Annotated in this window: 24 protein-coding genes and 2 pseudogenes; 12 read left to right on the top strand and 14 right to left on the bottom strand. The window is 70.2% G+C overall.

Annotated features, from left to right (window positions below; genetic code table 11):
- Window positions 1-305, top strand: a pseudogene (locus tag ACIBJH_RS41550) (hypothetical protein); the annotation flags it as partial.
- Here the strand turns inward: ACIBJH_RS41550 and ACIBJH_RS41545 are convergent.
- A complete protein-coding gene (locus tag ACIBJH_RS41545) occupies window positions 253-582 on the bottom strand; it encodes a transposase (RefSeq protein ID WP_399122131.1) in 330 nt (109 codons plus the stop codon). The pseudogene ACIBJH_RS41550 and the gene ACIBJH_RS41545 sit on opposite strands and share 53 nt — an antisense overlap.
- Window positions 583-713: 131 nt before the next feature.
- Here ACIBJH_RS41545 and ACIBJH_RS41540 point away from each other — a divergent pair, with 131 nt between their 5' ends.
- Entirely contained in the window at window positions 714-1,454 is a 741-nt protein-coding gene (locus tag ACIBJH_RS41540) for a SpdA protein (RefSeq protein ID WP_399122141.1), read from the top strand.
- A gap of 416 nt (window positions 1,455-1,870) precedes the next feature.
- Window positions 1,871-2,128: a hypothetical protein gene (locus tag ACIBJH_RS41535; protein ID WP_399122130.1), complete on the top strand. Its 258-nt coding sequence runs from the start codon at window positions 1,871-1,873 to the stop codon at window positions 2,126-2,128.
- Window positions 2,129-2,353: 225 nt separating this feature from the next.
- Here ACIBJH_RS41535 and ACIBJH_RS41530 read toward each other — a convergent pair whose 3' ends face one another.
- Entirely contained in the window at window positions 2,354-2,749 is a 396-nt protein-coding gene (locus ACIBJH_RS41530; protein ID WP_399122129.1) for a DUF302 domain-containing protein, read from the bottom strand.
- Window positions 2,750-2,924: 175 nt separating this feature from the next.
- Here ACIBJH_RS41530 and ACIBJH_RS41525 point away from each other — a divergent pair, with 175 nt between their 5' ends.
- The 3 genes from ACIBJH_RS41525 to ACIBJH_RS41515 all read left to right on the top strand — a co-directional run bounded on the left by ACIBJH_RS41525 (window position 2,925) and on the right by ACIBJH_RS41515 (window position 5,500).
- Window positions 2,925-4,292, top strand: a complete 1,368-nt coding sequence (locus ACIBJH_RS41525) for a rhodanese-like domain-containing protein (protein ID WP_399122128.1) — start codon at window positions 2,925-2,927, stop codon at window positions 4,290-4,292.
- Window positions 4,293-4,361: 69 nt separating this feature from the next.
- A complete protein-coding gene (locus ACIBJH_RS41520) occupies window positions 4,362-4,757 on the top strand; it encodes a rhodanese-like domain-containing protein (RefSeq protein ID WP_399122127.1) in 396 nt (131 codons plus the stop codon).
- Window positions 4,754-5,500, top strand: coding sequence for a sulfite exporter TauE/SafE family protein (locus tag ACIBJH_RS41515; protein ID WP_399122126.1), 747 nt, complete (start codon window positions 4,754-4,756; stop codon window positions 5,498-5,500). Before ACIBJH_RS41520 ends, ACIBJH_RS41515 begins: the two co-directional genes overlap by 4 nt.
- 21 nt (window positions 5,501-5,521) lie before the next feature.
- Here ACIBJH_RS41515 and ACIBJH_RS41510 read toward each other — a convergent pair whose 3' ends face one another.
- Window positions 5,522-5,809 (bottom strand): metal-sensitive transcriptional regulator, encoded by a 288-nt coding sequence (locus tag ACIBJH_RS41510; protein ID WP_101403955.1) that lies wholly within the window; start codon window positions 5,807-5,809, stop codon window positions 5,522-5,524.
- A gap of 83 nt (window positions 5,810-5,892) precedes the next feature.
- Between ACIBJH_RS41510 and ACIBJH_RS41505 the strand changes: the two genes are divergently transcribed.
- Complete coding sequence (locus ACIBJH_RS41505; RefSeq protein ID WP_399122125.1) at window positions 5,893-6,480, top strand: rhodanese-like domain-containing protein; 588 nt, start codon at window positions 5,893-5,895, stop codon at window positions 6,478-6,480.
- 47 nt (window positions 6,481-6,527) lie between these two features.
- On the opposite strand, the gene ACIBJH_RS41500 is transcribed toward ACIBJH_RS41505, so the two are convergent.
- The 3 genes from ACIBJH_RS41500 to ACIBJH_RS41490 are packed head-to-tail and all read right to left on the bottom strand — an operon-like array spanning window position 6,528 to window position 9,094.
- A complete protein-coding gene (locus tag ACIBJH_RS41500) occupies window positions 6,528-6,899 on the bottom strand; it encodes a thioredoxin family protein (protein ID WP_399122124.1) in 372 nt (123 codons plus the stop codon).
- Window positions 6,900-6,950: 51 nt separating this feature from the next.
- Window positions 6,951-8,645 (bottom strand): aminotransferase class V-fold PLP-dependent enzyme, encoded by a 1,695-nt coding sequence (locus tag ACIBJH_RS41495; protein ID WP_399122123.1) that lies wholly within the window; start codon window positions 8,643-8,645, stop codon window positions 6,951-6,953.
- Complete coding sequence (locus tag ACIBJH_RS41490) at window positions 8,642-9,094, bottom strand: OsmC family protein (RefSeq protein WP_399122121.1); 453 nt, start codon at window positions 9,092-9,094, stop codon at window positions 8,642-8,644. Before ACIBJH_RS41490 ends, ACIBJH_RS41495 begins: the two co-directional genes overlap by 4 nt.
- Before the next feature lie 276 nt (window positions 9,095-9,370).
- On the opposite strand from ACIBJH_RS41490, the gene ACIBJH_RS41485 reads away from it, so the two are divergent.
- From ACIBJH_RS41485 to ACIBJH_RS41465, 5 genes and pseudogenes are all read left to right on the top strand, one after another.
- The gene (locus ACIBJH_RS41485) at window positions 9,371-10,612 is read left to right on the top strand and encodes an NAD(P)/FAD-dependent oxidoreductase (protein WP_399122120.1); all 1,242 of its coding nucleotides are present in this window, start codon (window positions 9,371-9,373) and stop codon (window positions 10,610-10,612) included.
- A 43-nt stretch (window positions 10,613-10,655) separates the two neighbouring features.
- Window positions 10,656-10,973, top strand: a complete 318-nt coding sequence (locus ACIBJH_RS41480; RefSeq protein WP_262063326.1) for a TusE/DsrC/DsvC family sulfur relay protein — start codon at window positions 10,656-10,658, stop codon at window positions 10,971-10,973.
- A gap of 76 nt (window positions 10,974-11,049) precedes the next feature.
- Complete coding sequence (locus ACIBJH_RS41475) at window positions 11,050-11,523, top strand: DsrE/DsrF/DrsH-like family protein (protein WP_399122119.1); 474 nt, start codon at window positions 11,050-11,052, stop codon at window positions 11,521-11,523.
- 1 nt (window position 11,524) lies between these two features.
- Window positions 11,525-11,890 (top strand): annotated as a pseudogene (locus ACIBJH_RS41470) (PIG-L deacetylase family protein); the annotation flags it as partial.
- A gap of 350 nt (window positions 11,891-12,240) precedes the next feature.
- The gene (locus ACIBJH_RS41465) at window positions 12,241-12,468 is read left to right on the top strand and encodes a hypothetical protein (RefSeq protein WP_399122118.1); all 228 of its coding nucleotides are present in this window, start codon (window positions 12,241-12,243) and stop codon (window positions 12,466-12,468) included.
- Between the two features lie 25 nt (window positions 12,469-12,493).
- Here ACIBJH_RS41465 and ACIBJH_RS41460 read toward each other — a convergent pair whose 3' ends face one another.
- The 8 genes from ACIBJH_RS41460 to ACIBJH_RS41425 form a co-directional block, all read right to left on the bottom strand.
- Window positions 12,494-13,099 carry a class I SAM-dependent methyltransferase gene (locus ACIBJH_RS41460; RefSeq protein WP_399122117.1) on the bottom strand — a complete coding sequence of 202 codons (606 nt, stop codon included), beginning with the start codon at window positions 13,097-13,099 and terminating at the stop codon, window positions 12,494-12,496.
- Window positions 13,100-13,282: 183 nt separating this feature from the next.
- Entirely contained in the window at window positions 13,283-13,588 is a 306-nt protein-coding gene (locus tag ACIBJH_RS41455) for a three-helix bundle dimerization domain-containing protein (protein ID WP_399122116.1), read from the bottom strand.
- Window positions 13,589-13,619: 31 nt separating this feature from the next.
- The gene (locus tag ACIBJH_RS41450; protein WP_399122140.1) at window positions 13,620-13,889 is read right to left on the bottom strand and encodes a metal-sensitive transcriptional regulator; all 270 of its coding nucleotides are present in this window, start codon (window positions 13,887-13,889) and stop codon (window positions 13,620-13,622) included.
- A 63-nt stretch (window positions 13,890-13,952) separates the two neighbouring features.
- Window positions 13,953-14,918, bottom strand: a complete 966-nt coding sequence (locus ACIBJH_RS41445) for a sulfite exporter TauE/SafE family protein (RefSeq protein ID WP_399122115.1) — start codon at window positions 14,916-14,918, stop codon at window positions 13,953-13,955.
- Window positions 14,915-15,496 (bottom strand): rhodanese-like domain-containing protein, encoded by a 582-nt coding sequence (locus tag ACIBJH_RS41440; protein WP_399122114.1) that lies wholly within the window; start codon window positions 15,494-15,496, stop codon window positions 14,915-14,917. Before ACIBJH_RS41440 ends, ACIBJH_RS41445 begins: the two co-directional genes overlap by 4 nt.
- Window positions 15,497-15,587: 91 nt before the next feature.
- Window positions 15,588-16,973: a rhodanese-like domain-containing protein gene (locus ACIBJH_RS41435; RefSeq protein WP_399122113.1), complete on the bottom strand. Its 1,386-nt coding sequence runs from the start codon at window positions 16,971-16,973 to the stop codon at window positions 15,588-15,590.
- Between the two features lie 126 nt (window positions 16,974-17,099).
- On the bottom strand, window positions 17,100-18,329 hold the full coding sequence (locus tag ACIBJH_RS41430; RefSeq protein WP_399122112.1) for an FAD-dependent oxidoreductase: 1,230 nt from the start codon (window positions 18,327-18,329) through the stop codon (window positions 17,100-17,102).
- 55 nt (window positions 18,330-18,384) lie between these two features.
- A complete protein-coding gene (locus ACIBJH_RS41425; RefSeq protein ID WP_399122111.1) occupies window positions 18,385-18,711 on the bottom strand; it encodes a rhodanese-like domain-containing protein in 327 nt (108 codons plus the stop codon).
- Window positions 18,712-18,751 lie beyond the last annotated feature (40 nt).

The following is an 18,751-nucleotide window of genomic DNA, read 5'->3' as shown; positions in this document are numbered from 1 at the left end:
TGTCCGCGTCTGTGTCGGGATCGATCGTTCCGCCGTGGCGGGAGGGGCTGTCGGTATCGGTGCTCCCGCTCGACAACCAGCGGATTTTGAACGTGTTCCAGGACCGGCCGGACCGTGAGCCGGCACGGGCCAAGGACATCGCGGCGGCACTGGGCATGGATGACGCGGTTGCGGCGAAGGTCGAAGGGGTGCGGTCGAAGGCCAGGCGCCTTGGCGAGCGCGGGTGGTTGCTCCAGGAGGCGTCGGGGGCGTTCAGTGCCGGCCGTCGGCTCGTGGCCGGGCCAGGCGGCGGCTCATCCGTGTGATCATCGAGAACAGGATCATCGCCTCGCTGGTCGCGGTGAGCGTCTCGTAGTCCCGGCACAGACGGCGCGAATGCATCAGCCAGCTCAGTGTTCTCTCCACCACCCAGCGTCTCGGTAGCACCACGAACCCCTCCATGTCGTCGGTGCGCCTGACGACTTCGAGGGCGAAGGCGAGCTTCTGACGGCACCAGTCGAAGAGTTGGCCGGAGTATCCGCCGTCGGCCCAGACAAGGCAGATGTCCCGGTGCAGGTTTCGCAACCGCTGCAGCACGGGCACGGCCGCCTCGTGGTGGAGGGGCGGTTCCGTCCTGCAGCGTGGGACGGGGCGGTCTGATGGGCGGGGTGGACTCGACCGGGAATCGATCGAGCACTGGCGCTGAGCGGAAGATCACGCTTCGAGCGGTGACCATGATCATGACCGCGGTGGTCGGTCTGACGTTCTTGTTCGGCTTCGGGAACGTGTTGGCCCTCGCACTGCGTCTGGGGGTACCACCATGGGTAGCCCCCTTGGTGGCCCCGGCGGTGGACTTGTCGGTCATGGGGCTGCTGCTAGGAACGCGTTATCTGGCGCTTCATGGTGCTCGACCCGAACTGCTTCGGCCCGCCCGTCGTCTGCTCGTCTTCTCCAGCTTGATGACCTTGGCGCTGAACGTGACGGATCCGCTACTGAATGATCAATTCGGGAAGGCTGCCTTCGACGCTGTTGGTCCCCTGCTGCTCATCGGATGGGCCGAAGTTGGCCCCGGCTTGCTTCAAGCGATCAGCAGCACCAGTCCAGGGCAAACACGACCGACCGTAGAGGAAGCCCAGCCACTTTCAGATGACGGGGTGGTATCGCACGGCCGGGTCGGCAAGGGGCTTCAAGGTGACACGAAGCCCCTTTTGGAAGGGGATCTGAAGGAAGGCGAAGATGCGGAGGTGCCGGACAAAGATCTTCTGGAGCGTGCTCGTGAGGAAAACATTCGGCACATGCAGGAGTACCAGCGGCCAATTTCCGCGGAAACGCTGAGGAAGCGGTTGCGGGTCGGAGCGGGCAGGTCTCGGATGCTCGCGACCATTGTCCGTTCCGAGGAGCGCTCTCCCTCGGAGGTCGACGAGAGAAAGTCGTCGGAGGGGATCGGTCGTCCACGCTCTTCCACGGTCAACTAAAACCAGATGGCAGCCCCCAGGGGGTGGCGGCAGGGGCGGATGGACTGGTTTGGCGGCGGTCCTGAGCGAGACCGAGGCTGCTGGGCAGGCCAAGTCGGTCGCAGACCGATGGCCAGAATGTTCAACAGATCGATTGAGCTGCCCCGGGTTTCGTCGAGTCCGGTGGCTGCTCCGGAGGCGGTAGAGGCCGACATGGGGCTGTGCCAGGCTGTCCACCATGGAGTACGCGAGGGTCCGGGGACTGGCCTTGCCCGCACGGCTGACTTCCTTGCTCGATCAAGGCCCGTGGCGTCATCCGGGCGACCCCGAGATGGCGAGGCTGATCCCGTGGTTCGGGAGCCCGGTCGACTTCCTCGCGACCGCGGGCCAGATGGAATGGGAGTCCGGTTCACTGGATACCTTCGACGATGACCGGTGTGCGGCCCTTTTTGCACGTGGCGCGAGGCGGCGGTCAGGAGACTCCGGTCGAACTGCCCTGGTTGGATGTCGAGAAGGCGTTCTTCGTCGCGGTGCACCGAGTCCCCGGTGATGACGTCGGCCTCGCCCTCGACTACCGCACCGACGCCCACGATCCGCGGGTCGTGGGCAGTTACGTCTCGATGAACCCACTGTTGTACGAGTGGCGGGTCGTGGCGCCCACTTTCTCTGCCTTCGCGGCTGCCCTGGATCTTTAGAGCGGCCAAAGAGTCGCGCTCATCGGCGCAGAACCTGGAATGACCAGTGACTTGCCGCCAAGAACCTCGATGCCAACGCGCCATTGCACCGTGATCACTGAGGTCCTTCCACGACTCCTCGGCGGAAGTGAGTACGTGCGGCCCTGCCGTGATCCTCGGGAGGATACCGAGGTTGGGGGCGGCAACGTTGGACGGTTCGGTCGGAGGCGTCCCGGGGCGGGGCCGTCAGGCGTCTTTGGTGAGGGTGGCGAGGGCGGCGTCGAGACGGCGAGTGGCCTCCTCGGCAACCGGGCGCAGCGCGTCGAGTCCGGTGAGGGCGACCATGGTGTTCGGGTCGAGGGCCTGTACGGCGGTGCGGTTGCCGTCGCGGCGGACGACGACGTTGCAGGGCAGCAGCAGGCCGATGCTGCGGTCCGTCTCCAGGGCGCGGTGGGCCAGAGGCGGGTTGCAGGCGCCGAGGATCACGTAGTCCTCCATGTCGTGGTCGAGCTTCGCCTTGAGCGTGGCGGTGACGTCGATCTCGGTGAGGATGCCGAAGCCCTGTGCGGCGAGGGCTTCGCGGACGCGGCTGACGGTGGTGGCGAAGTCGGTGTCGAGGTGGACTGTGCGGTCGTAGCGCATGGCGATGACCTTTCTCGTCGGTTCGCGTGGCGTGGGACGGGTGTCCGGCCGGCTGCGAGGTACTCGTGGAGCGTTTCCCGGACTTTCCCTGCCCTTGGAAATACCCCCCGGGGTACTAGTGTTACGGTCGTAAGCATACCCCCTGGGGTAATTCTTCGTTGGAAGGGAGTACCGCGTGTTCTTCGTCGACGCGATCGAGGTGTCAGGGCTCGGCAACCGCAGCTATCTCGCGGGCGGTGAGCGGACGGCGGTGGCGGTCGATCCGCCCCGCGACGTGGATCAGGTGATCGCGGCGGCGGCCCGGCGCGGTGTGCGGATCGCGCAGGTCGTCGAGACGCACGTCCACAACGACTACGTGACCGGCGGCCTGGAACTGGCCCGGATCACGGGTGCGGACTATCTCGTCCCTGCCGGGGCCAGGGTCTCTTTCGCGCGGATTCCGGTACAGGACGGCGACCGTACGGAGATCGACGCCGATGCCGGGCTGACCCTGCGTGCTGTGGCGACGCCCGGTCACACTCCGCACCACACCTCCTATGCACTGGAGGAGAACGGCACGGCGGTCGCGGTGTTCACCGGCGGTTCGCTGCTGATCGGCACGGTGGGCCGCCCGGATCTCGTGGAGCCTCGGCTGACCGAGCAGCTCGCCCGCGCCCAGCACGCCTCCGCACACCGTCTCGCTGCCGAACTGCCGGACGAGACCGAGGTGTTGCCCACGCACGGCTTCGGCAGCTTCTGCTCGTCCTCGCAGGCGGAGGGCAGTGACACGACCATCGGCAAGGAGAAGGCGTCCAACGAGGCCCTCACCCGGGACGTGGACGACTTCGTCGCCGGTCTGCTGGCCGGGCTGGACGACATCCCCGCCTACTACACGCACATGGGCCCGGCCAACGCCGCCGGACCTGCGCCCGTCGACCTGACCCCGCCCGCCGTCGCCGACGCCGGGGAGATAGCCGTCCGGCTGGCGGCGGGGGAGTGGGTGGTGGACCTGCGCAACCGCGTCGCCTTCGCCGAAGGGCACGTCTCCGGCTCGTTCAACTTCGAGGCCGAGGGGCAACTCGCCACGTATCTCGCCTGGTTGATTCCGTGGGGCAAGCCCGTGACGCTGCTGGCCGAGTCGCGCGAGCAGCTCGCCGCCGCCCAGCGCGAGCTGGTCCGGGTCGGTATCGATCGCCCTGCCGCCGCGGCCACCGGCGCACCGGCCGACTGGGTGCCCGAGGGCACGGCACCGGCCTCCTTCCGGCGTGCGACGTTCGCCGATCTCGCGGGTCGGCGTCCCGTGGAGGGTGTCGTCGTCCTCGATGTGCGACGCGGCTCGGAGCGGGCGGCCGGGTACATCGAGGGCTCGGTGCACATCCCGGTCCACGCCCTGCACCGCCGTCTCGGCGAGGTGCCCGCCGGTGAGGTGTGGGTGCACTGCGCGGGTGGGATGCGTGCCGCGATCGCCGCCTCCCTGCTGGACGCGGCCGGTCGCGAGGTCGTCGCCGTGGACGACTCCTTCGACGCGGCCGAGAAGGCGGGACTCACCGTACGGACCGCCTGACGGCATCGGATGCCGTAGGCGTCCCACCGGTCTTCACTGCCGACATGGAAACAGGAGCGAGAAACCGATATGAGCATCTTCCGTCGAGAACGGGGCGGCGCGGGCCGCGTGAGCGTGCAGGAGGCGGCCATACGCACCGGGCACGGCGACGCCGTCGGCGGCGGTAGTGGCGGTGACGCCGTGCTGCTGGATGTGCGCGAGCCCTACGAGTGGCAGGCAGGGCACGCGCCGCGCGCCGTACACCTGTCCCTCTCGGCACTGGCCGCCGGGGCCGGGCTGCCCGCCGAGGCGCAGGCGCGGCCCCTGGTCGTGATCTGCCGCTCCGGCAACCGCTCCCGGCAGGCCGCGGAACTGTTGGCCACTCGCGGCGCGGAGGCCGTGGACGTGATCGGCGGCATGCGGGACTGGGCGGGAGCCGGTCTGCCGGTGGTGGACCAACGCGGCGGGAACGGCACCGTCGCGTGAGCACTCTCATACTCGCCCTGGCCGCGGGTGCGGTCATCGGTCTCGCGCTCGGTGCGCTCGGGGGCGGCGGCAGTGTGCTTGCCGTGCCCGCCCTGATCTATCTGCTCGGCTTCAGTCCGGTCGCTGCGACGACCGCGAGTCTGGTCATCGTCACGCTCACCTCGGTCACCGCGATGGTCGCGCACGCCCGCGACGGGAACGTCCGCTGGCGTACGGGGCTGCTGTTCGCGGCGGCCGGGATCGGTCCGGCGATGCTGGGCGGCGCGCTCGCCGGGCGTATCCCGGCGGCCGTGCTGACAGCGGCTTTCGCGGTGGTGGCGGGAGTGGCCGCGCTGCGCATGCTGCGGTCCCGGCCGGCCGTGGAGGGCACCGTGACGGTGCGGCCGGTGCGGGTGGCGGCAGCCGGTGGCGGGCTCGGCGCGGTCACCGGTGTCCTCGGTGTCGGCGGCGGCTTCCTTGCCGTACCGGCGCTGGTGAGTGTGCTGGGCCTGCGGATGCGGAACGCGGTGGGCACCAGCCTGCTGGTCATCACCGTCAACTCGCTGGCCGCGCTGGCGATGCGCGCCGGTACGGTCGAGGGGCTGGACTGGGCGGTCGTCGGGCCGTTCGTCGCGGCTGCGATCCTCGGGGCATGGGACGGCAAGCGGCTGTCCGTGAAGGTCTCGGGACACACGCTTCAGCGGATCTTCGCGCTGGTGCTGCTGGCGGTGGCGGTCTTCATGCTGATCGACGCGGTGCTGTGAGGGCCGCCGCGTCGGGAGCCCTCACGCCAGGGACAGGAACAGCTTTTCCAGGCGGGCGCGCATCTGCTGGGCGTCCTCGCCGTTCTTGCGGCCGGATTCGATGTCGGTCATGCACTGCTGCATGCCGGTCGCGATGATCGCGAAACCGGCACGGTCCAGCGCGCGGGAGGCGGCGGCGAGCTGGGTGACGACGTCCTCGCAGTCGCGCCCCTCCTCGATCATCCGGATCACGCCGGAGATCTGACCCTGCGCACGGCGCAGGCGGTTCAGCACGGACTTCAGGTCCGCACCCTCAAGCTCCAGCTCCACGACCACTCCTCAAAGAAAATACCCCTAGGGGTACTGTACGTCCCGGTTCGGGGCGGCGTCGACCATTAAGGATCACACCTGTCATGACCAGCTCTCCCACCCCCGTCACCCTCGCCGCCGAGCAGGCCCGCACCCGGCTGCACGAACTCACCGTCATCGACGTGCGCACGCCTGCCGAGTACGCCTCCGGCCATCTCCCGGGCGCCCTGAACATCCCGCTGGACCACGTCCGCCGCGCCCTGCCGGAGATACGCCACGCTTCCGAGCAGGGTGACGTCCTCGTCGTCTGCGCCTCCGGCGCCCGCTCCGAGAACGCCTGCAAGCTCCTGGCCGAGCAGGGCATACCGACCGCCACCCTCTCCGGTGGCACCGGCGCCTGGGCCGCCGAGGGGCACGACCTGCACACCCCGGCCGCCTGCGACACGCGGGCCGGCTGGAGCATGGAGCGCCAGGTGCGCTTCACCGCCGGCACGGTAGTGCTCCTGGGGCTCCTCCTCGGCCTGCTCGTGCACCCGGCCCTCCTGCTGATCTCGGCCGGTGTCGCGGGCGGTCTGGTCTTCTCCGCCCTCACGAACACCTGTGGCATGGCGGCCGTGCTCGGCAAGCTGCCGCACAACCGCCCGCGCGCGGCCGATCTCGACGCCGCGTTGGCCGCTCTGCGCAGTCGCTGAACCCGCGTTCCGGGGCGCCCGTGGAGACGCCATGGGCGCCCTGGAGGTCAGTTCGTTCCCGTCGAGCCCGCGGCGGCCTTCCGGCGCACGTCGTTCATGTCGACGGCCCTGATCTTTCCGATGAGTTCCTCCAGGGCCTGCGGCGGCAGGGCGCCCGGCTGCGAGTACAGGACGGTCCGGTCGCGGACGGCCATCAGGGTGGGGATGGAGGAGATGCGGAAGCCCGCGGCGAGTTCGGGCTGCGCCTCGGTGTCGACCTTGCCGAAGACGATGTCCGGGTGGCGCTCGGCCGCCTTGTCGTAGACGGGGGCGAAACGGCGGCACGGTCCGCACCAGGCGGCCCAGAAGTCGATCAGTACGATCTCCGAACCGGTGACGGTCTCCTCGAAGTTGTCCTTGGTCAGTTCCACGGTGGGCATGGTTTCCGGTCTCCTCTCATATACCCGGTGGGGTATCTGGATCCCTTCGGTTCAACCGGTACCGGTCCGGGTTTGTTCCAGGCAGACGGGCGGCAGCGGGAACCAGCGCATCCGCTCGAAGTCGGCCGCCAGCCCGGTGGGGCCGTCGTCGAGGGAATCCGCACGACAGGTCAGCACCTCGCGCGCACGGTCGAGCCGGCCCGACAGCGCTTCCTCGCCCAGCCGGTGGTGGCGGACCGTCGACGCGGTGATCCGTCCGTCGGCGGTGAAGCGCACGTCGGCCAGCCGCAGTGGGGGAGAGGCCGGGCCGGTGCGGTGGCGCCACAGGCCGGTATGCGGGTCGAAGCGGTAGTCGGGCAGGAGCCGGTGGCCGTGCGCGGCGATCAGCTCGACCGCGTCGATGAGGTAGTCGCGGACGGTGTCGCTGATGAAGTAGTTGAAGTTGATGCGGATCCAGCCGGGTTTGATGCCGTCGCAGCCGTGGACGACCTCGTCGAGCAGGGCATGGGAGGTGGCGGCGTCGATGGCGAGCAGGCGGTGTCCGTAGGGCCCGGCGCAGGAGCAGCCGCCGCGGGCCTGGATGCCGAAGAGGTCGTTGAGCAGGGCGACGACGTAGTTGTGATGCAGGTAGGCGTGGTCGCCGTGCCGGATGCGGAACGAGATGATGGACAGACGGCGGGCGTGGTGGTCGCCGAGGATCTCGATGCCGGGGTCGCGGTCCCACCGGGCGAGTGCACGTTTCCAGTGCCGCTCCTCGGCGGCCTGGATGGTGTCGGTGCCGACGGCCTGCTTGAGGGCGAAGACCAGCCCGGCGCGGATGGACTCCACGATCGCCGGGGTGCCGCCCTCCTCGCGGGCGACCGGGTCGTCCAGATACCGGTGGCCGATCGGGTCGACGAAGGCGACCGTGCCGCCGCCCGGTGCGGTGGGCACCTGGTTGCGGACCAGTTCGCGGCGGACGACGAGTACGCCCGGGGTCTGCGGGCCGCCGACGAACTTGTGCGGGGACAGGAAGAGCGCGTCCTTGTGGTCGCCCGCGCCGGGGGCGCTCTCGGTGACCCGGACGGGAACGTACGGGGCGGCGGCCGCGTAGTCCCAGAAGGACAGCGCGCCGTGTGCGTGCAGCAGACGGGCGATGCGATCGGTGTCGGTGAGGATGCCGGTGACGTTGGAGGCGGCGGAGAAGCTGCCGATGCGCAGCGGCCGGCCGGCGTACCGGACCAACTGCGCCTCCAGATCGCCGAGATCGATGTGACCGTCCGCGTCCTCGCCGATGACCACGACGTCGGCGACCGACTCCCGCCAGGGCAGTTCGTTCGAGTGGTGCTCGTACGGGCCGACGAACACGACCGGGCGTACGGCCTGCGGCAGCGGGTCGGGCCGGCGCAGCTCCAGGATGCCCACCAGCTTGTTGACCGCCGCGGTCGCTCCCGAGCCGCAGAAGATCACGAGGTCGTCCTCGGTGCCGCCGACCGTGTCGCGGATGATCCGCCGGGCGTCCTCGCGCAGCCGGGTCGTCTGCAGCCCGGTGCTGGAGCTCTCCGTGTGCGTGTTGCCGTAGAGGGGCAGCACCTGCTCGCGCACGAAGTCCTCGACGAAGTCCAGGGAGCGGCCGGAGGCGGTGTAGTCGGCGTAGACGAGGCGTCGGGGGCCGTAGGGGCCCTCCAGCACCTCGCCGTCGCCGATGAGGCCGCGGCGGATGCGGTCCAGAAGGGGGGAGGCGGGCGGTGCCAGGTGCGTGCTCATGGTGCCAGCCCAATGCCGATCTCGGGTGGCTGCTGCAGTGTGTTGTGGACCGTGCAGCGCGAGGCGACGGCGAGCAGGGCCGCGCGGCGCTGCTCGGACAGTCCGGGCGGCGGGACGATCGTGACGTGCACGGAGGCCACGCGGGCGGGCCGGTCGGTGGCCATGGTGAATTCCGTACGGACGCGCAGTCCGGCCTGGTCCAGGCCGTGGCGGTGCAGGAAACGGCCCGCGTAGAAGGCGACGCAGGTGGCCAGGGAAGCGGCGAACAGCTCGGTGGGGGTGGGTGCGATGTCGGTGCCGCCCGCCTCGACGGGCTGGTCGACATGCAAGCGGTGGCCGCGGATGTCCACGGTGTAGATGTCGCCTTCGGCGTGGGTCACCTCGAAGTGGTGCACGTCCGCGTCCTGCGGCTGGTTCGTGGGGAGGGTCTGAGGTGCGGTGCCGGTCATGGCCGGGCCTCTCTTGTCGGCGTCGACTGCTGCCAGTTCCAGTCGACCGCGAACCGCGCTACTGATCGAGAGGCCGAGGGGGTGTGCCAGGGGCCGTTCGGCCCTCGCGCCGGCAGCCCGTCGCGACATACCCTGGTAGGTATTTTCTCAGGAGGTTCATGGCGGGCCGGCGGCGCACCGGGCCTGCGGGGGCGGGGCGAAGACATACCCGGGTGGGTACCGGATGGGGACCTGTGGCCCATGCCCGGGCCTCATCTCCCGCACGACAGTGAGGGCATGGGCACACACATCGTGATACTCGGAGGCGGCACCGGAGGCACGCTGACGGCCAACCGGCTGCGCCGCATGTACGACGAGGACGACTGCCGGATCACCGTGGTCGACCAGGACGACGACCACGTCTACCAGCCCGGCCTGCTGTTCGTCCCCTTCGGGGCGGCCCAGCCGCACCACCTCGTCCGCTCCCGCCCGCAGCAGCTGCACGCCGCCGTCGACTACAAACAGGCACGCATCGAGCGGGTCGACCTGGACGCGCGGACGGTGCACCTCAGCGGCGGCATACGGATGACCTACGACGTCCTCGTCGTCGCCACCGGCGCCACCCTCCTCCCGGAGGAGACCGAGGGACTGACCGGTCCCGGCTGGGGCGAGAAGGTCTTCACCTTCTACGACCTGCCCGGCGCCGTCGGCCTGCACCACGCCCTGGAGCACTTCGAGGGCGGGCGCGTCGTGGTGAACGTGGCCGACCTGCCCATCAAGTGCCCGGTCGCGCCACTGGAGTTCGCCTTCCTGGCCGACTGGTACTTCCAGCGGCGCGGCATCCGCGACAAGGTCCAGCTGACGTACGCCACCCCGCTGGACGGCGCCTTCACCAAGCCCGTAGCCGCCGAGGCGCTGGGCGGGCTGCTGGCGGCCAAGGGCATCGAGCTGGTCACCGAGTTCACGCTCGGCGAAGTCGATGGCGAGGGCGGCCGGCTGCTGTCGTACGACGAACGCGAGGTGCCCTTCGACCTGGCAGTGGTCGTGCCGCTGCACGGAGGAGCCGAGTACGTCGAACGCTCCCCGGGCCTCGGCGACGAACTGGGCTTCATCCCTGTCGACCAGCACACCCTCCAACACCCCCGGCATCCCGAGGTGTTCGCGATCGGCGACGCGGCCGGGCTGCCGGCGTCCAAGGCCGGCTCGGTGGCCCACTTCGCGGGCGAGACGCTCACCCACAACATCGGCCGCTTCCTGGCCGGACAGCCACTCGACGCGACCTTCGACGGGCACACCAACTGCTTCGTCGAGACCGGCTTCCACAAGGCCCTGCTGATCGACTTCAACTACGACACCGAACCGCTGCCAGGCCACTTCCCGGCCGCTCTCGGCCTGCCGCTGCTGAAGGAGTCGCACGCCAACCACCTCGGAAAGCTGGCCTTCGAGTGGCTGTACTGGCACAGCCTCCTGCCCGGCCGGGAACTGCCCGGCATCGACTCGGCGATGCCCGAGCACGGCAAGCACCACGTCCACGCCTGAACGCCTGAACGCCTGAACAGTCTGAGCGAAGGAGAACGCCGCCATGCCCACCGCCACCTACGGCTCCACAGCCGTCCCCGTCGACGACGAGGGATTCTTCACCGATCCCGACCGCTGGACCGAGCCCATGGCCGAGCAGATCGCCCACGAGGCGGGCATCGAGGCGCTGACCGACCGGCACTGGACGGTCATCCACTTCATGCGCGCCGAATACGCCGCCAAGGGCACAGGCCCCACGGTCCGCGTCCTCGGCAAGACATCCGGCGTGAGCGTCAAGGAGCTGTACCAGCTCTTCCCCAAGGGGCCCGCCAAGACCGCAGCGAAGATCGCCGGAATTCCCAAGCCGCGAGGCTGCATCTGACCTCCCGGTCACCGCCTCCGCCATCACCTCCGCCATCACCTCCGCCACCGTCTCTGTCATCGAGGAGCATGCCGTCATGGCCGACACCGCAACGATCGAGAAGGTCTCGATCATTATCTCCAAGGGGTCCCTGGAAGGGATCTATCCGGCCCTGATCATGGCCAACGGTGCCCGCGCCGAAGGCATCGAGGCCGACCTGTTCTTCACCTTCTTCGGCCTCGACGCCATCACGAAGAAGCGCTGGGAGCACATCAAGCTGGCCACCGTCGGCAACCCGGGCCTGCACCTGCCCACCCTCCTGGGAGGCATGCCGGGCGTCCCCGACCTGGTCACCCGCTACATGGAACGCAAGATGGACAAGCTCGACATCCCGCCGATCCCCGAGTTCATCGAGATGATCGCCGACACCGGCGCCGGCATCTACGCCTGCAAGGCATCGGTCGACCTCTTCGAACTCGACAAGGACGACCTCGTCGAGCAGGTCCAGGACGTCATCACGGTCGGCGAGTTCTACGAGCACGCCGCCGGCGGCCAGATCATCTACACCTGAGATGACCGGTACTGGCTCGGGGCGCGGTCTGCCGGACGGAGTGCGGGGCGTGCTGGCGGTGGTCGCCCATCCCGACGACGAGTCGTTCGGGCTGGGCGCACTGCTGGCCCTTCTGTCCGACGGCGGCGTGCCCACGACGGTCCTCTGCTTCACCCACGGTGAGGCGTCCACCCTGCACGGCAGGCCCGGCGACCTGCACGCCGTCCGCGCGGGCGAACTCGCCAGCGCCGCACGGGAACTGGGCGTACAGCGCGTGGAACTGGCCGGACATCCGGACGGCGGCCTGGGCGACATCCCGTCGTACCGGCTCACCGCGCACGTCACCCGCCTCATCGGCGAGGAGCGCCCCAGTCACCTGCTCGTGTTCGACACGGGAGGTGTCACAGGACACCGGGACCACCAACGAGCCACCGAAGCCGCACTGCTTGCCGCCCGCCGGACCGGTGTCGCCGTCCTGGGCTGGACCCTGCCCCAGGAGGTGGCGGACCGGTTGAACGCCGAGTTCGGCACGTCCTTCACGGGCCGTGACCCGGCCGAGTGCCGAGTCGTCGAACCGGTGCCACGGCAGCGACAGCGCCGCGCCATCGCCTTCCCCCAGTCTCGGCTTCGCTCGACCGGGAGGGACCCCCATCGCCAGCCAGTCGTCGGACAACCCGGTGCTCTGGCGCCGTCTGGAACTCCTCGGCGACCGCGAATACCTGCGGATCCTGGAGTGACGTGCCCGTCGCCGAAGTCAGAAGGAAGGGCCGCTTTTCGGGGGCGGCCCGAGGGTGTCGGTGCCGCGCTCGCCAGGCCGGCGTCTCCTGCCCCGCCAACTGGAATCCCGGCGAGGACGTCGTCCTGGGAGCCCCGCGCACCCAGGTGGAACTGGAGGCCCGGCTGGCCGACGACAGCGTCAAGCTCACCGACTGGTACCTGGCGACGAAGCCCGGCACGCCAGCCTGACCCGGCATGGCCTCGCCGGACGGCCTCATCGCCGCACGGCGTGGACGAGCGCGTCGAGGGCCGTACGGCTTCCGCCCTCGGCGTCGGTCACCGGCCGGGTGACCGTTTCGGCCCGCAGGATGTCGGCGTACGGCCGCCACAGATCGGCGACCTGCCCGGCGCTGTAGAGCACGCGTGGATCCTGCGGACCGCCGTGACCGTGCTCGGGATTGGCCGCGTCGTGGCCGACGAGCAGCAGGGTGCCGCCCTTGCGTACGGCAGTGGCGGCCCGGGGCAGTACCTGGGACATCTCCGGCCACGGCAGATGCAGATAGGCGATCAGCGCCAGGTCGTACGTCGCCTCGCGGGGAGCCCAGGCCGTGAGATCGGTGCGGACGGTGTGCAGCCGCACGCCGCGGCCGGCGGCCATCTGCTCGGCCTTCTCCAGCGCGACGGCGGAGAAGTCGACGGCGTCCACCTCCCAGCCCCGCTCCGCGAGCCAGACCGCGTTGCGGCCCTCGCCGGCGGCGAGATCCACCGCCCGTCCGGACGGCTGCAGACCGGCCAGCTCCTCCTCGACGAACCGGTTGGGCCCGGCCTTCCACACCAGCTCGCTGCCGCGATACCGCTCGTCCCAGCCCGCTGCGTCCATCGTGCGTACCTCATTCCCCCGGTCGTTCCGGGTCAGTGGAATCCTCGTCCGTACTGTGGCCGTCGTCCGGGTCTTCCGCGTCGTCCCCGGCGAGCAGATACGGGTAGGGGCAGCTGCTGGGATCCGGGGCGATGCAGGCGTTGCAGGGACGAGAGCGGTCGATGACGCACTTCGGTGTCGGTCTCATGCCGCACCGCCCGCATCGTCCCGGGTGTCGAAGCCGGCGGACAGCTGCCGTGCGGCGCGCTTGAAGGCCAGAACGGGAACGTAGTGCCGGACACGCGCGTCCGCGAAGTACGTGAACGCCTCTGCCGCTGCCGTCGCCAGTGTCTCGGCCGGGACATCCGGGAACCGGCTCATGAGCCGCGCCCGGACGTCTTGGCGGGCGCGCTGGTCCGCCGCTGGTGTCGCTGGGGCGGCCGGGCGGGTGTCGGGGCAGTGGCGGCCCGGCTCGATGGCCGACCCGGTGATGACGGGGAAGGAAAACACCTGCACACCCCCTGGGACAGGGCGCCCGGGATCATGCGAGCGCCAGGAACAGTTTCTCCAGTTCGGCCTCGGTCAGCGGAGGGATGTGTCCCTGCTGTCGTTCGGCCAGGCACTGGAGCATGCCGCCGGCCACGATCTTGAAGCCGGCCCGGTCCAAGGCGTGGGAGACCGCGGCCAGTTGGGTGACGACGTCCTTGCGGTCGCGTCCCGTCTGGATCATGGCGATGACCGCGGCCAGCTGTCCCTGCGCCCGACGCAGCCGGTTGAGCACCTCGGCCTGCGAGTCGTCTACCTCGTTCACGAGTGCCGTGTCCTTCACGGGACAGCTCCTTGGGGCGTGTTCGTCGGAGGCGGGGTTACGCCGCTACGTATCGAGCGGTGACCGGGTGGCGTGGCTGGACGCCGTGTCCTGGTGTGAGGGATGCGGGTACGGGCGACCGTCCTCCTCGACTGCGGGCCCTGACGCGTCGTCGGCCCGGTCCGGGGTCCGCCCGGAGCGGTGTAGCACGTACCAGCTGAACAGGGCCCCGGCGGTCGCGGCCGTCATGGACCAGACCCATGGATTCGTCACAAGGGTGCCGCGCACACCCGGGGGGATCTGCTGGGCCAGCACGAAGACGCCCATGGCGGCGACGAACCAGCCGAAAGCCCTGCGCAGCGCGTCCTGCGGGATGCGCCCGGCGAGACGGCCGCCGACCAGGCTGCCGACGACGGCGGTCGACGTGACGACGGCGGCGAGCGCCCAGTCGATGTGCACACCGGAGAGATGACCGGCGAACCCCGCGAACGACTGGAGGGCGATCACCTGCAGCGACGTGGCGGCGGCGACGGACATCGGCAACCCGCCGAACAGGGCCAGCGCGGGGACGATGAGGAAACCGCCGCCGGCACCGACGAGCCCGGTGACGAGGCCGACGGCGACGCCGTTCAACAGGACGGGTCCCACAGGAAGTTCGTGGCGGATCCGCTGCGGCTTCCGACGGCCGCGGATCATGACGACGGCGGTGGCGATCATCATGAGGGCGAACAGGAGGAGCAGCACGGTGCCGGGGACGAACGCCGCCAGGCGGCCGCCCGCGTACGCGCCGCTCATGCCGGCCACGCCGAACATCAGCCCGGTGCGCCACCGCACCCGCCCGGCACGGGCATGCGGGACGACTCCGGCGGCGCTGGTCACACCGACGACGAACAGGGAGGTGGCGATGGCCTCCTTGGTCTCCATCCCGGCCAGGTAGACGAGGACCGGCACGGTCAGGATGGACCCGCCCCCGCCCAGGACGCCCAGGCCGGCCCCGATCAGCAGGGACGCGGCGACGACCAGGGCGATCACGACGGGCCCCGCAGGGCGGCGACGACCGTGTCGAGGTCGGTGCGCGGGCCGCGGTTGTAGGGCAGCTTCGCCAGCAGCATGCCCAGTGCACAGGTGTTGGTGAGCGCGGCGACGGTCAGCCCGGCCCCGACGGCCGTGCCGATCAGGTGTAGTCCGGGCAGGAACAGGCCCGCGATACCGGTGACCACCACGATGGATCCGGCGACCAGGCGCACCTGGCGCTCCAGGTCCCAGCGTTCGGGGCCCCGGGTGAGCGGGCCGCCAGTGGTCTCCCACGCCATGACGCCGCCGTCGAGGACGCGCAGGTTGGGCAGTCCGGCTTCGGCCAGGGCCTGTTCGGCCTGGGTGGCGCGGGCGCCGGAGCGGCAGATGAGTATGACGTCCTCGTCGAGGTGGTGCAGCAGTTCGCCGCGGTGCTCGCGCAGGGTGTCGAGGGGGACGTTGTAGGAGCCGGGGATGTGGGCGGTGCGGAACTCGCCGGGCGTACGCACGTCCAGCAGGCGCGGGCCTTCGCCCTCCTGCGTCAGGTCGCGCAGGGCCGCGGGATCGAGTCGGGGTTTGTCGGCGTGGATGGTCATCGGGGGTCCCTGCTGTCCGTGAAGCGTTCTTCTTGTGAGGGGGGCCGGGCGGCGGCCGACGGTTTCGGCCGCCGCCCGGGAGCGGGATGGGTCAGACGTCGGCCGATGCGGGCAGGGCGAGCCAGGCGCCGTAGCCGCCGAGCAGGTCGGAGACGTCGGTGCGGTCCTCATGGCGCAGCAGGCTGGCCGCGATGGAGGAGCGGTGGCCGCCCGCGCAGTGGACGACCAGGGGCCGGCCGGCCGGGATCTCGTCGATACGGCGGGCGAGTTCGGCGAGCGGGATGTGCAGGGAGCCCTCGACGAAGCCCTCTTCGCGTTCGGCGGTGTTGCGCACGTCGAGGACGAGCGGGGGTTCGTCACCGTCGAGTAGGTGGCGCAGTTCGCCGGCGGTCAGGCGGCTGGCCTGTTCCATCTCGTCGGCCAGCTCGGGGAAGGCGCCCTCGGGCTCGCGCAGGTAGCCGCCGACCTTGTCGAAGCCGATCCGGGCGAGCCGGGTGACGACCTCCTCCTCGCGGTCCTGGGGCGCTATGACGACGACGTCCTGCTCGGGGGCGACGACCATGCCGGCCTGCTCGGCGAAGCGGCCGTCCGCGGGCACGTTGACCGAGCCGCGCAGATACCCGGGCGCGAAGTCCTGCGGCGAGCGGGCGTCGAGGACGACCGCCCCCGCCGCGCGCCGCTGCATGAACTCCTCGACGGACAGCGGCCGGGGCGCGGAGGTCGCGTCGAACAGTCCGTGCTCCTTGCGGTTGAGGATGGCGTCGTAGACGAAGTAGGCGGGAGCGGACGGCTGGCCCTCGGTCACCAGCGAGACGAACTTCTCCTCGCTCATGGGCCGGCAGGCGTAGTTGGTGGCGCGCTGTTCACCGATGGTGGACTGGCGCTGGGTGGAGAGGTTCTTGCCGCAGGCAGAGCCGGCGCCATGTGCGGGGAAGACGCGCACCGCGTCCGGGAGGGCCATCAGTTTGTGCTGGATGGTGTCGTAGAGCATCTTGCCGAGTTCGTCGGCGGTCACGCCGATCGAGGCGAGCAGGTCGGGCCGGCCCACGTCGCCGATGAACAGCGCGTCGCCGGTGAGGACGCCGTAGGGGACGGTGTCGGCGGCGTGCTCGTACACCAGGACGCTGATCGACTCCGGGGTGTGGCCCGGGGTTTCGAGGATCTGCAGCTGGACGTCGCCGAGGCTGATCCGCTCGCCGTCGGTCAGTTTGCGGATGGGGTACTCCGCCTCGGCGCGCTGCCCGTAGCCGATCCAGGCGCCGGTACGGTCGGCCAGCTCCAGGTGACCGGCGAGGAAGTCCGCGTGGAAGTGGGTGTTGACGACGGCCTCGATGGTGAAACCGTGCTCGGCGGCGTCCGTGAGGTATTCGGAGACGTCGCGACGCGGGTCGACGACGACGGCCCTGCCGGTGGTTTCGTCGGCGATCAGGTACGACGCCTGGGAGAGGCAGTCGAGGTAGTACTGGGCGAAGAACATGAGCGGGTGACCTCCGTGTCAGAAGGATTCAATTACCCCTGGGGGTATATAGAAGGGTCTGGTCCGCCCTTGTCGGAGGGCGGGGACGGTGGTCGGCCCGGGCCGGGGGATGCCCGGGCCGACCGGTCAGAGGCGGCCGGTGAGCATGCCGTGCCAGTAGATCGGCGGCAGGCCGTACCGCTTGAACACCCACATCGTGCGCCGCTCCTTGAACGGGTCGAGCAGCGGGAACGACGGGGTGGGGTTGAGGTCGTAGTCGAACTCGGCGAGCAGCATCCGGTCCCGGGCGGTCACCAGCGGACAGGACGTGTAGCCGTCGTAACGGTGTGACGGAGCCCGGCCGTTCATCACGTCGAGCAGATTGCCGGCCACGACCGGGGCCTGCTTGCGCACCGCGGCACCGGTCTTCGAGGTGGGCAGGTTCGCCACGTCACCGAGCGCGAAGACGTTGTCGTAGGACGGGTGTTGGAGCGTGTGCTTGTCCGCGGTAACGAACCCCTGCGGGCTTGCCGGGTCGGCGAGCGGGCCCGTCTTGATCCAGTCGGGTGCGCTCTGCGGTGGGACGGCGTGCAGGAGGTCGTAGCCGATGGTCTCCTTCGTGCCGTTCGCGTGGTCGGTGACGGTGAGCTCGCGGGCGTTGCCGTCGACTGCGGTCATCTCGGAGCGCAGCCGCACCTCGATGCCGTAGCGGGCGGCCACCTTCTCCAGGACCTGTGACCAGGCGGGCACCTTGAACATCGCCGCGTCCGGGATGACGAGGATGACGCGGATGTCGTCCAGGACCTTCTGCTTGCGCCAGTGGTCGGCGGCCAGGTAGGCGATCTTCTGCGGGGCGCCGCCGCACTTCAGGGGTGTGGCCGGGTGGGTGAAGACGGCCGTGCCCGAGCGCATGTTCCTGATCAGGTCCCAGGTGCGCGGGGCGTACTCGGGTGCGTAGTTGCTGCTCACCCGGTCGTGGCCGATCGCCTCGGCCAGGCCGGGCACGCCGCCCCAGTCGAGCTGGAGGCCGGGCGCCAAGACCAGGTGCTCGTAGGTGAGTTCGTCGCCACCGGAGAGAGTCACCGTGCGGGCTTCGGGGTCGACGGACTGGGCGCGCCGGCGGATCCAGCGAACCCCGTCGGGTATCACGGACGCTTCGGGGCGGCGGGTGGCACGCAACGGGGCCTGGCCGCCGCCGACCAGAGTCCACAGGGGTTGGTACCAGTGCGTGTCGGACGGTTCGATCAGGGTGATGTCACTGACGCCGGCGCGGCGCAGGCGGGCGGCGACGCTGATGCCGGCGCTGCCGCCGCCGATGACGGCGACGCGATGGTGACCGGAGATCGGTGCGTCGGTGGGGGAGGGTGTGGCGGCCAAGGCGGTGCTCCTTTCCAACTGGTCCAACTGGCCGTTGTGCGGGTGTCGGCCGGGGTCAGGCGGCGTGCTCGTGCGAACCGGCCGCGACCGGGCGTCCGGCGCGGGCCCAGGCGGAGGTGCCGCCGGCCACGGAGTAGGCGTCGAGGCCGCGGGAGGTCATCCGGTCGGCGGCGGTCCTGCTGCGGTTGCCGCTGGCGCAGATCACGAACACCGGCCGGTCGGTGGGCAGTTCACCGCACCTCGCGGGCACGGTGCGCAGCGCCATCAGCCGTGCGCCCGGTACGTGCCCGGCCGCGTACTCGTCCGCTTCCCGGACGTCGACCACGAGCGCGCCGTCGGCCCAGGCCACCTTGAACGCTTCCTGTGTCACTTCACGAGCCACTTCGTTGCCTCCTCAATTACCCCCGGGGGTATCTCTCTGG

Origin of the sequence: Streptomyces sp. NPDC050548 (genome assembly GCF_044457385.1) — a bacterium.
Lineage (GTDB): Bacteria > Actinomycetota > Actinomycetes > Streptomycetales > Streptomycetaceae > Streptomyces.
The sequence above is the reverse complement of the archived record's forward strand: the minus strand, read 5'-3'. Positions and strand labels throughout refer to the sequence as shown.

Excerpts from the sequence above, each read along its gene's own strand:
- ACIBJH_RS41540 (WP_399122141.1), top strand. The coding sequence starts at position 714 with ATGATCATGACCGCGGTGGTCGGTCTGACGTTCTTGTTCGGCTTCGGG.
- ACIBJH_RS41530 (WP_399122129.1), bottom strand. The coding sequence starts at position 2,749 with ATGCGCTACGACCGCACAGTCCACCTCGACACCGACTTCGCCACCACC.
- ACIBJH_RS41520 (WP_399122127.1), top strand. The coding sequence starts at position 4,362 with ATGAGCATCTTCCGTCGAGAACGGGGCGGCGCGGGCCGCGTGAGCGTG.
- ACIBJH_RS41505 (WP_399122125.1), top strand. The coding sequence starts at position 5,893 with ATGACCAGCTCTCCCACCCCCGTCACCCTCGCCGCCGAGCAGGCCCGC.
- ACIBJH_RS41500 (WP_399122124.1), bottom strand. The coding sequence starts at position 6,899 with ATGCCCACCGTGGAACTGACCAAGGACAACTTCGAGGAGACCGTCACC.
- ACIBJH_RS41495 (WP_399122123.1), bottom strand. The coding sequence starts at position 8,645 with ATGAGCACGCACCTGGCACCGCCCGCCTCCCCCCTTCTGGACCGCATC.
- ACIBJH_RS41490 (WP_399122121.1), bottom strand. The coding sequence starts at position 9,094 with ATGACCGGCACCGCACCTCAGACCCTCCCCACGAACCAGCCGCAGGAC.
- ACIBJH_RS41485 (WP_399122120.1), top strand. The coding sequence starts at position 9,371 with ATGGGCACACACATCGTGATACTCGGAGGCGGCACCGGAGGCACGCTG.
- ACIBJH_RS41480 (WP_262063326.1), top strand. The coding sequence starts at position 10,656 with ATGCCCACCGCCACCTACGGCTCCACAGCCGTCCCCGTCGACGACGAG.
- ACIBJH_RS41475 (WP_399122119.1), top strand. The coding sequence starts at position 11,050 with ATGGCCGACACCGCAACGATCGAGAAGGTCTCGATCATTATCTCCAAG.
- ACIBJH_RS41460 (WP_399122117.1), bottom strand. The coding sequence starts at position 13,099 with ATGGACGCAGCGGGCTGGGACGAGCGGTATCGCGGCAGCGAGCTGGTG.
- ACIBJH_RS41440 (WP_399122114.1), bottom strand. The coding sequence starts at position 15,496 with ATGACCATCCACGCCGACAAACCCCGACTCGATCCCGCGGCCCTGCGC.
- ACIBJH_RS41435 (WP_399122113.1), bottom strand. The coding sequence starts at position 16,973 with ATGTTCTTCGCCCAGTACTACCTCGACTGCCTCTCCCAGGCGTCGTAC.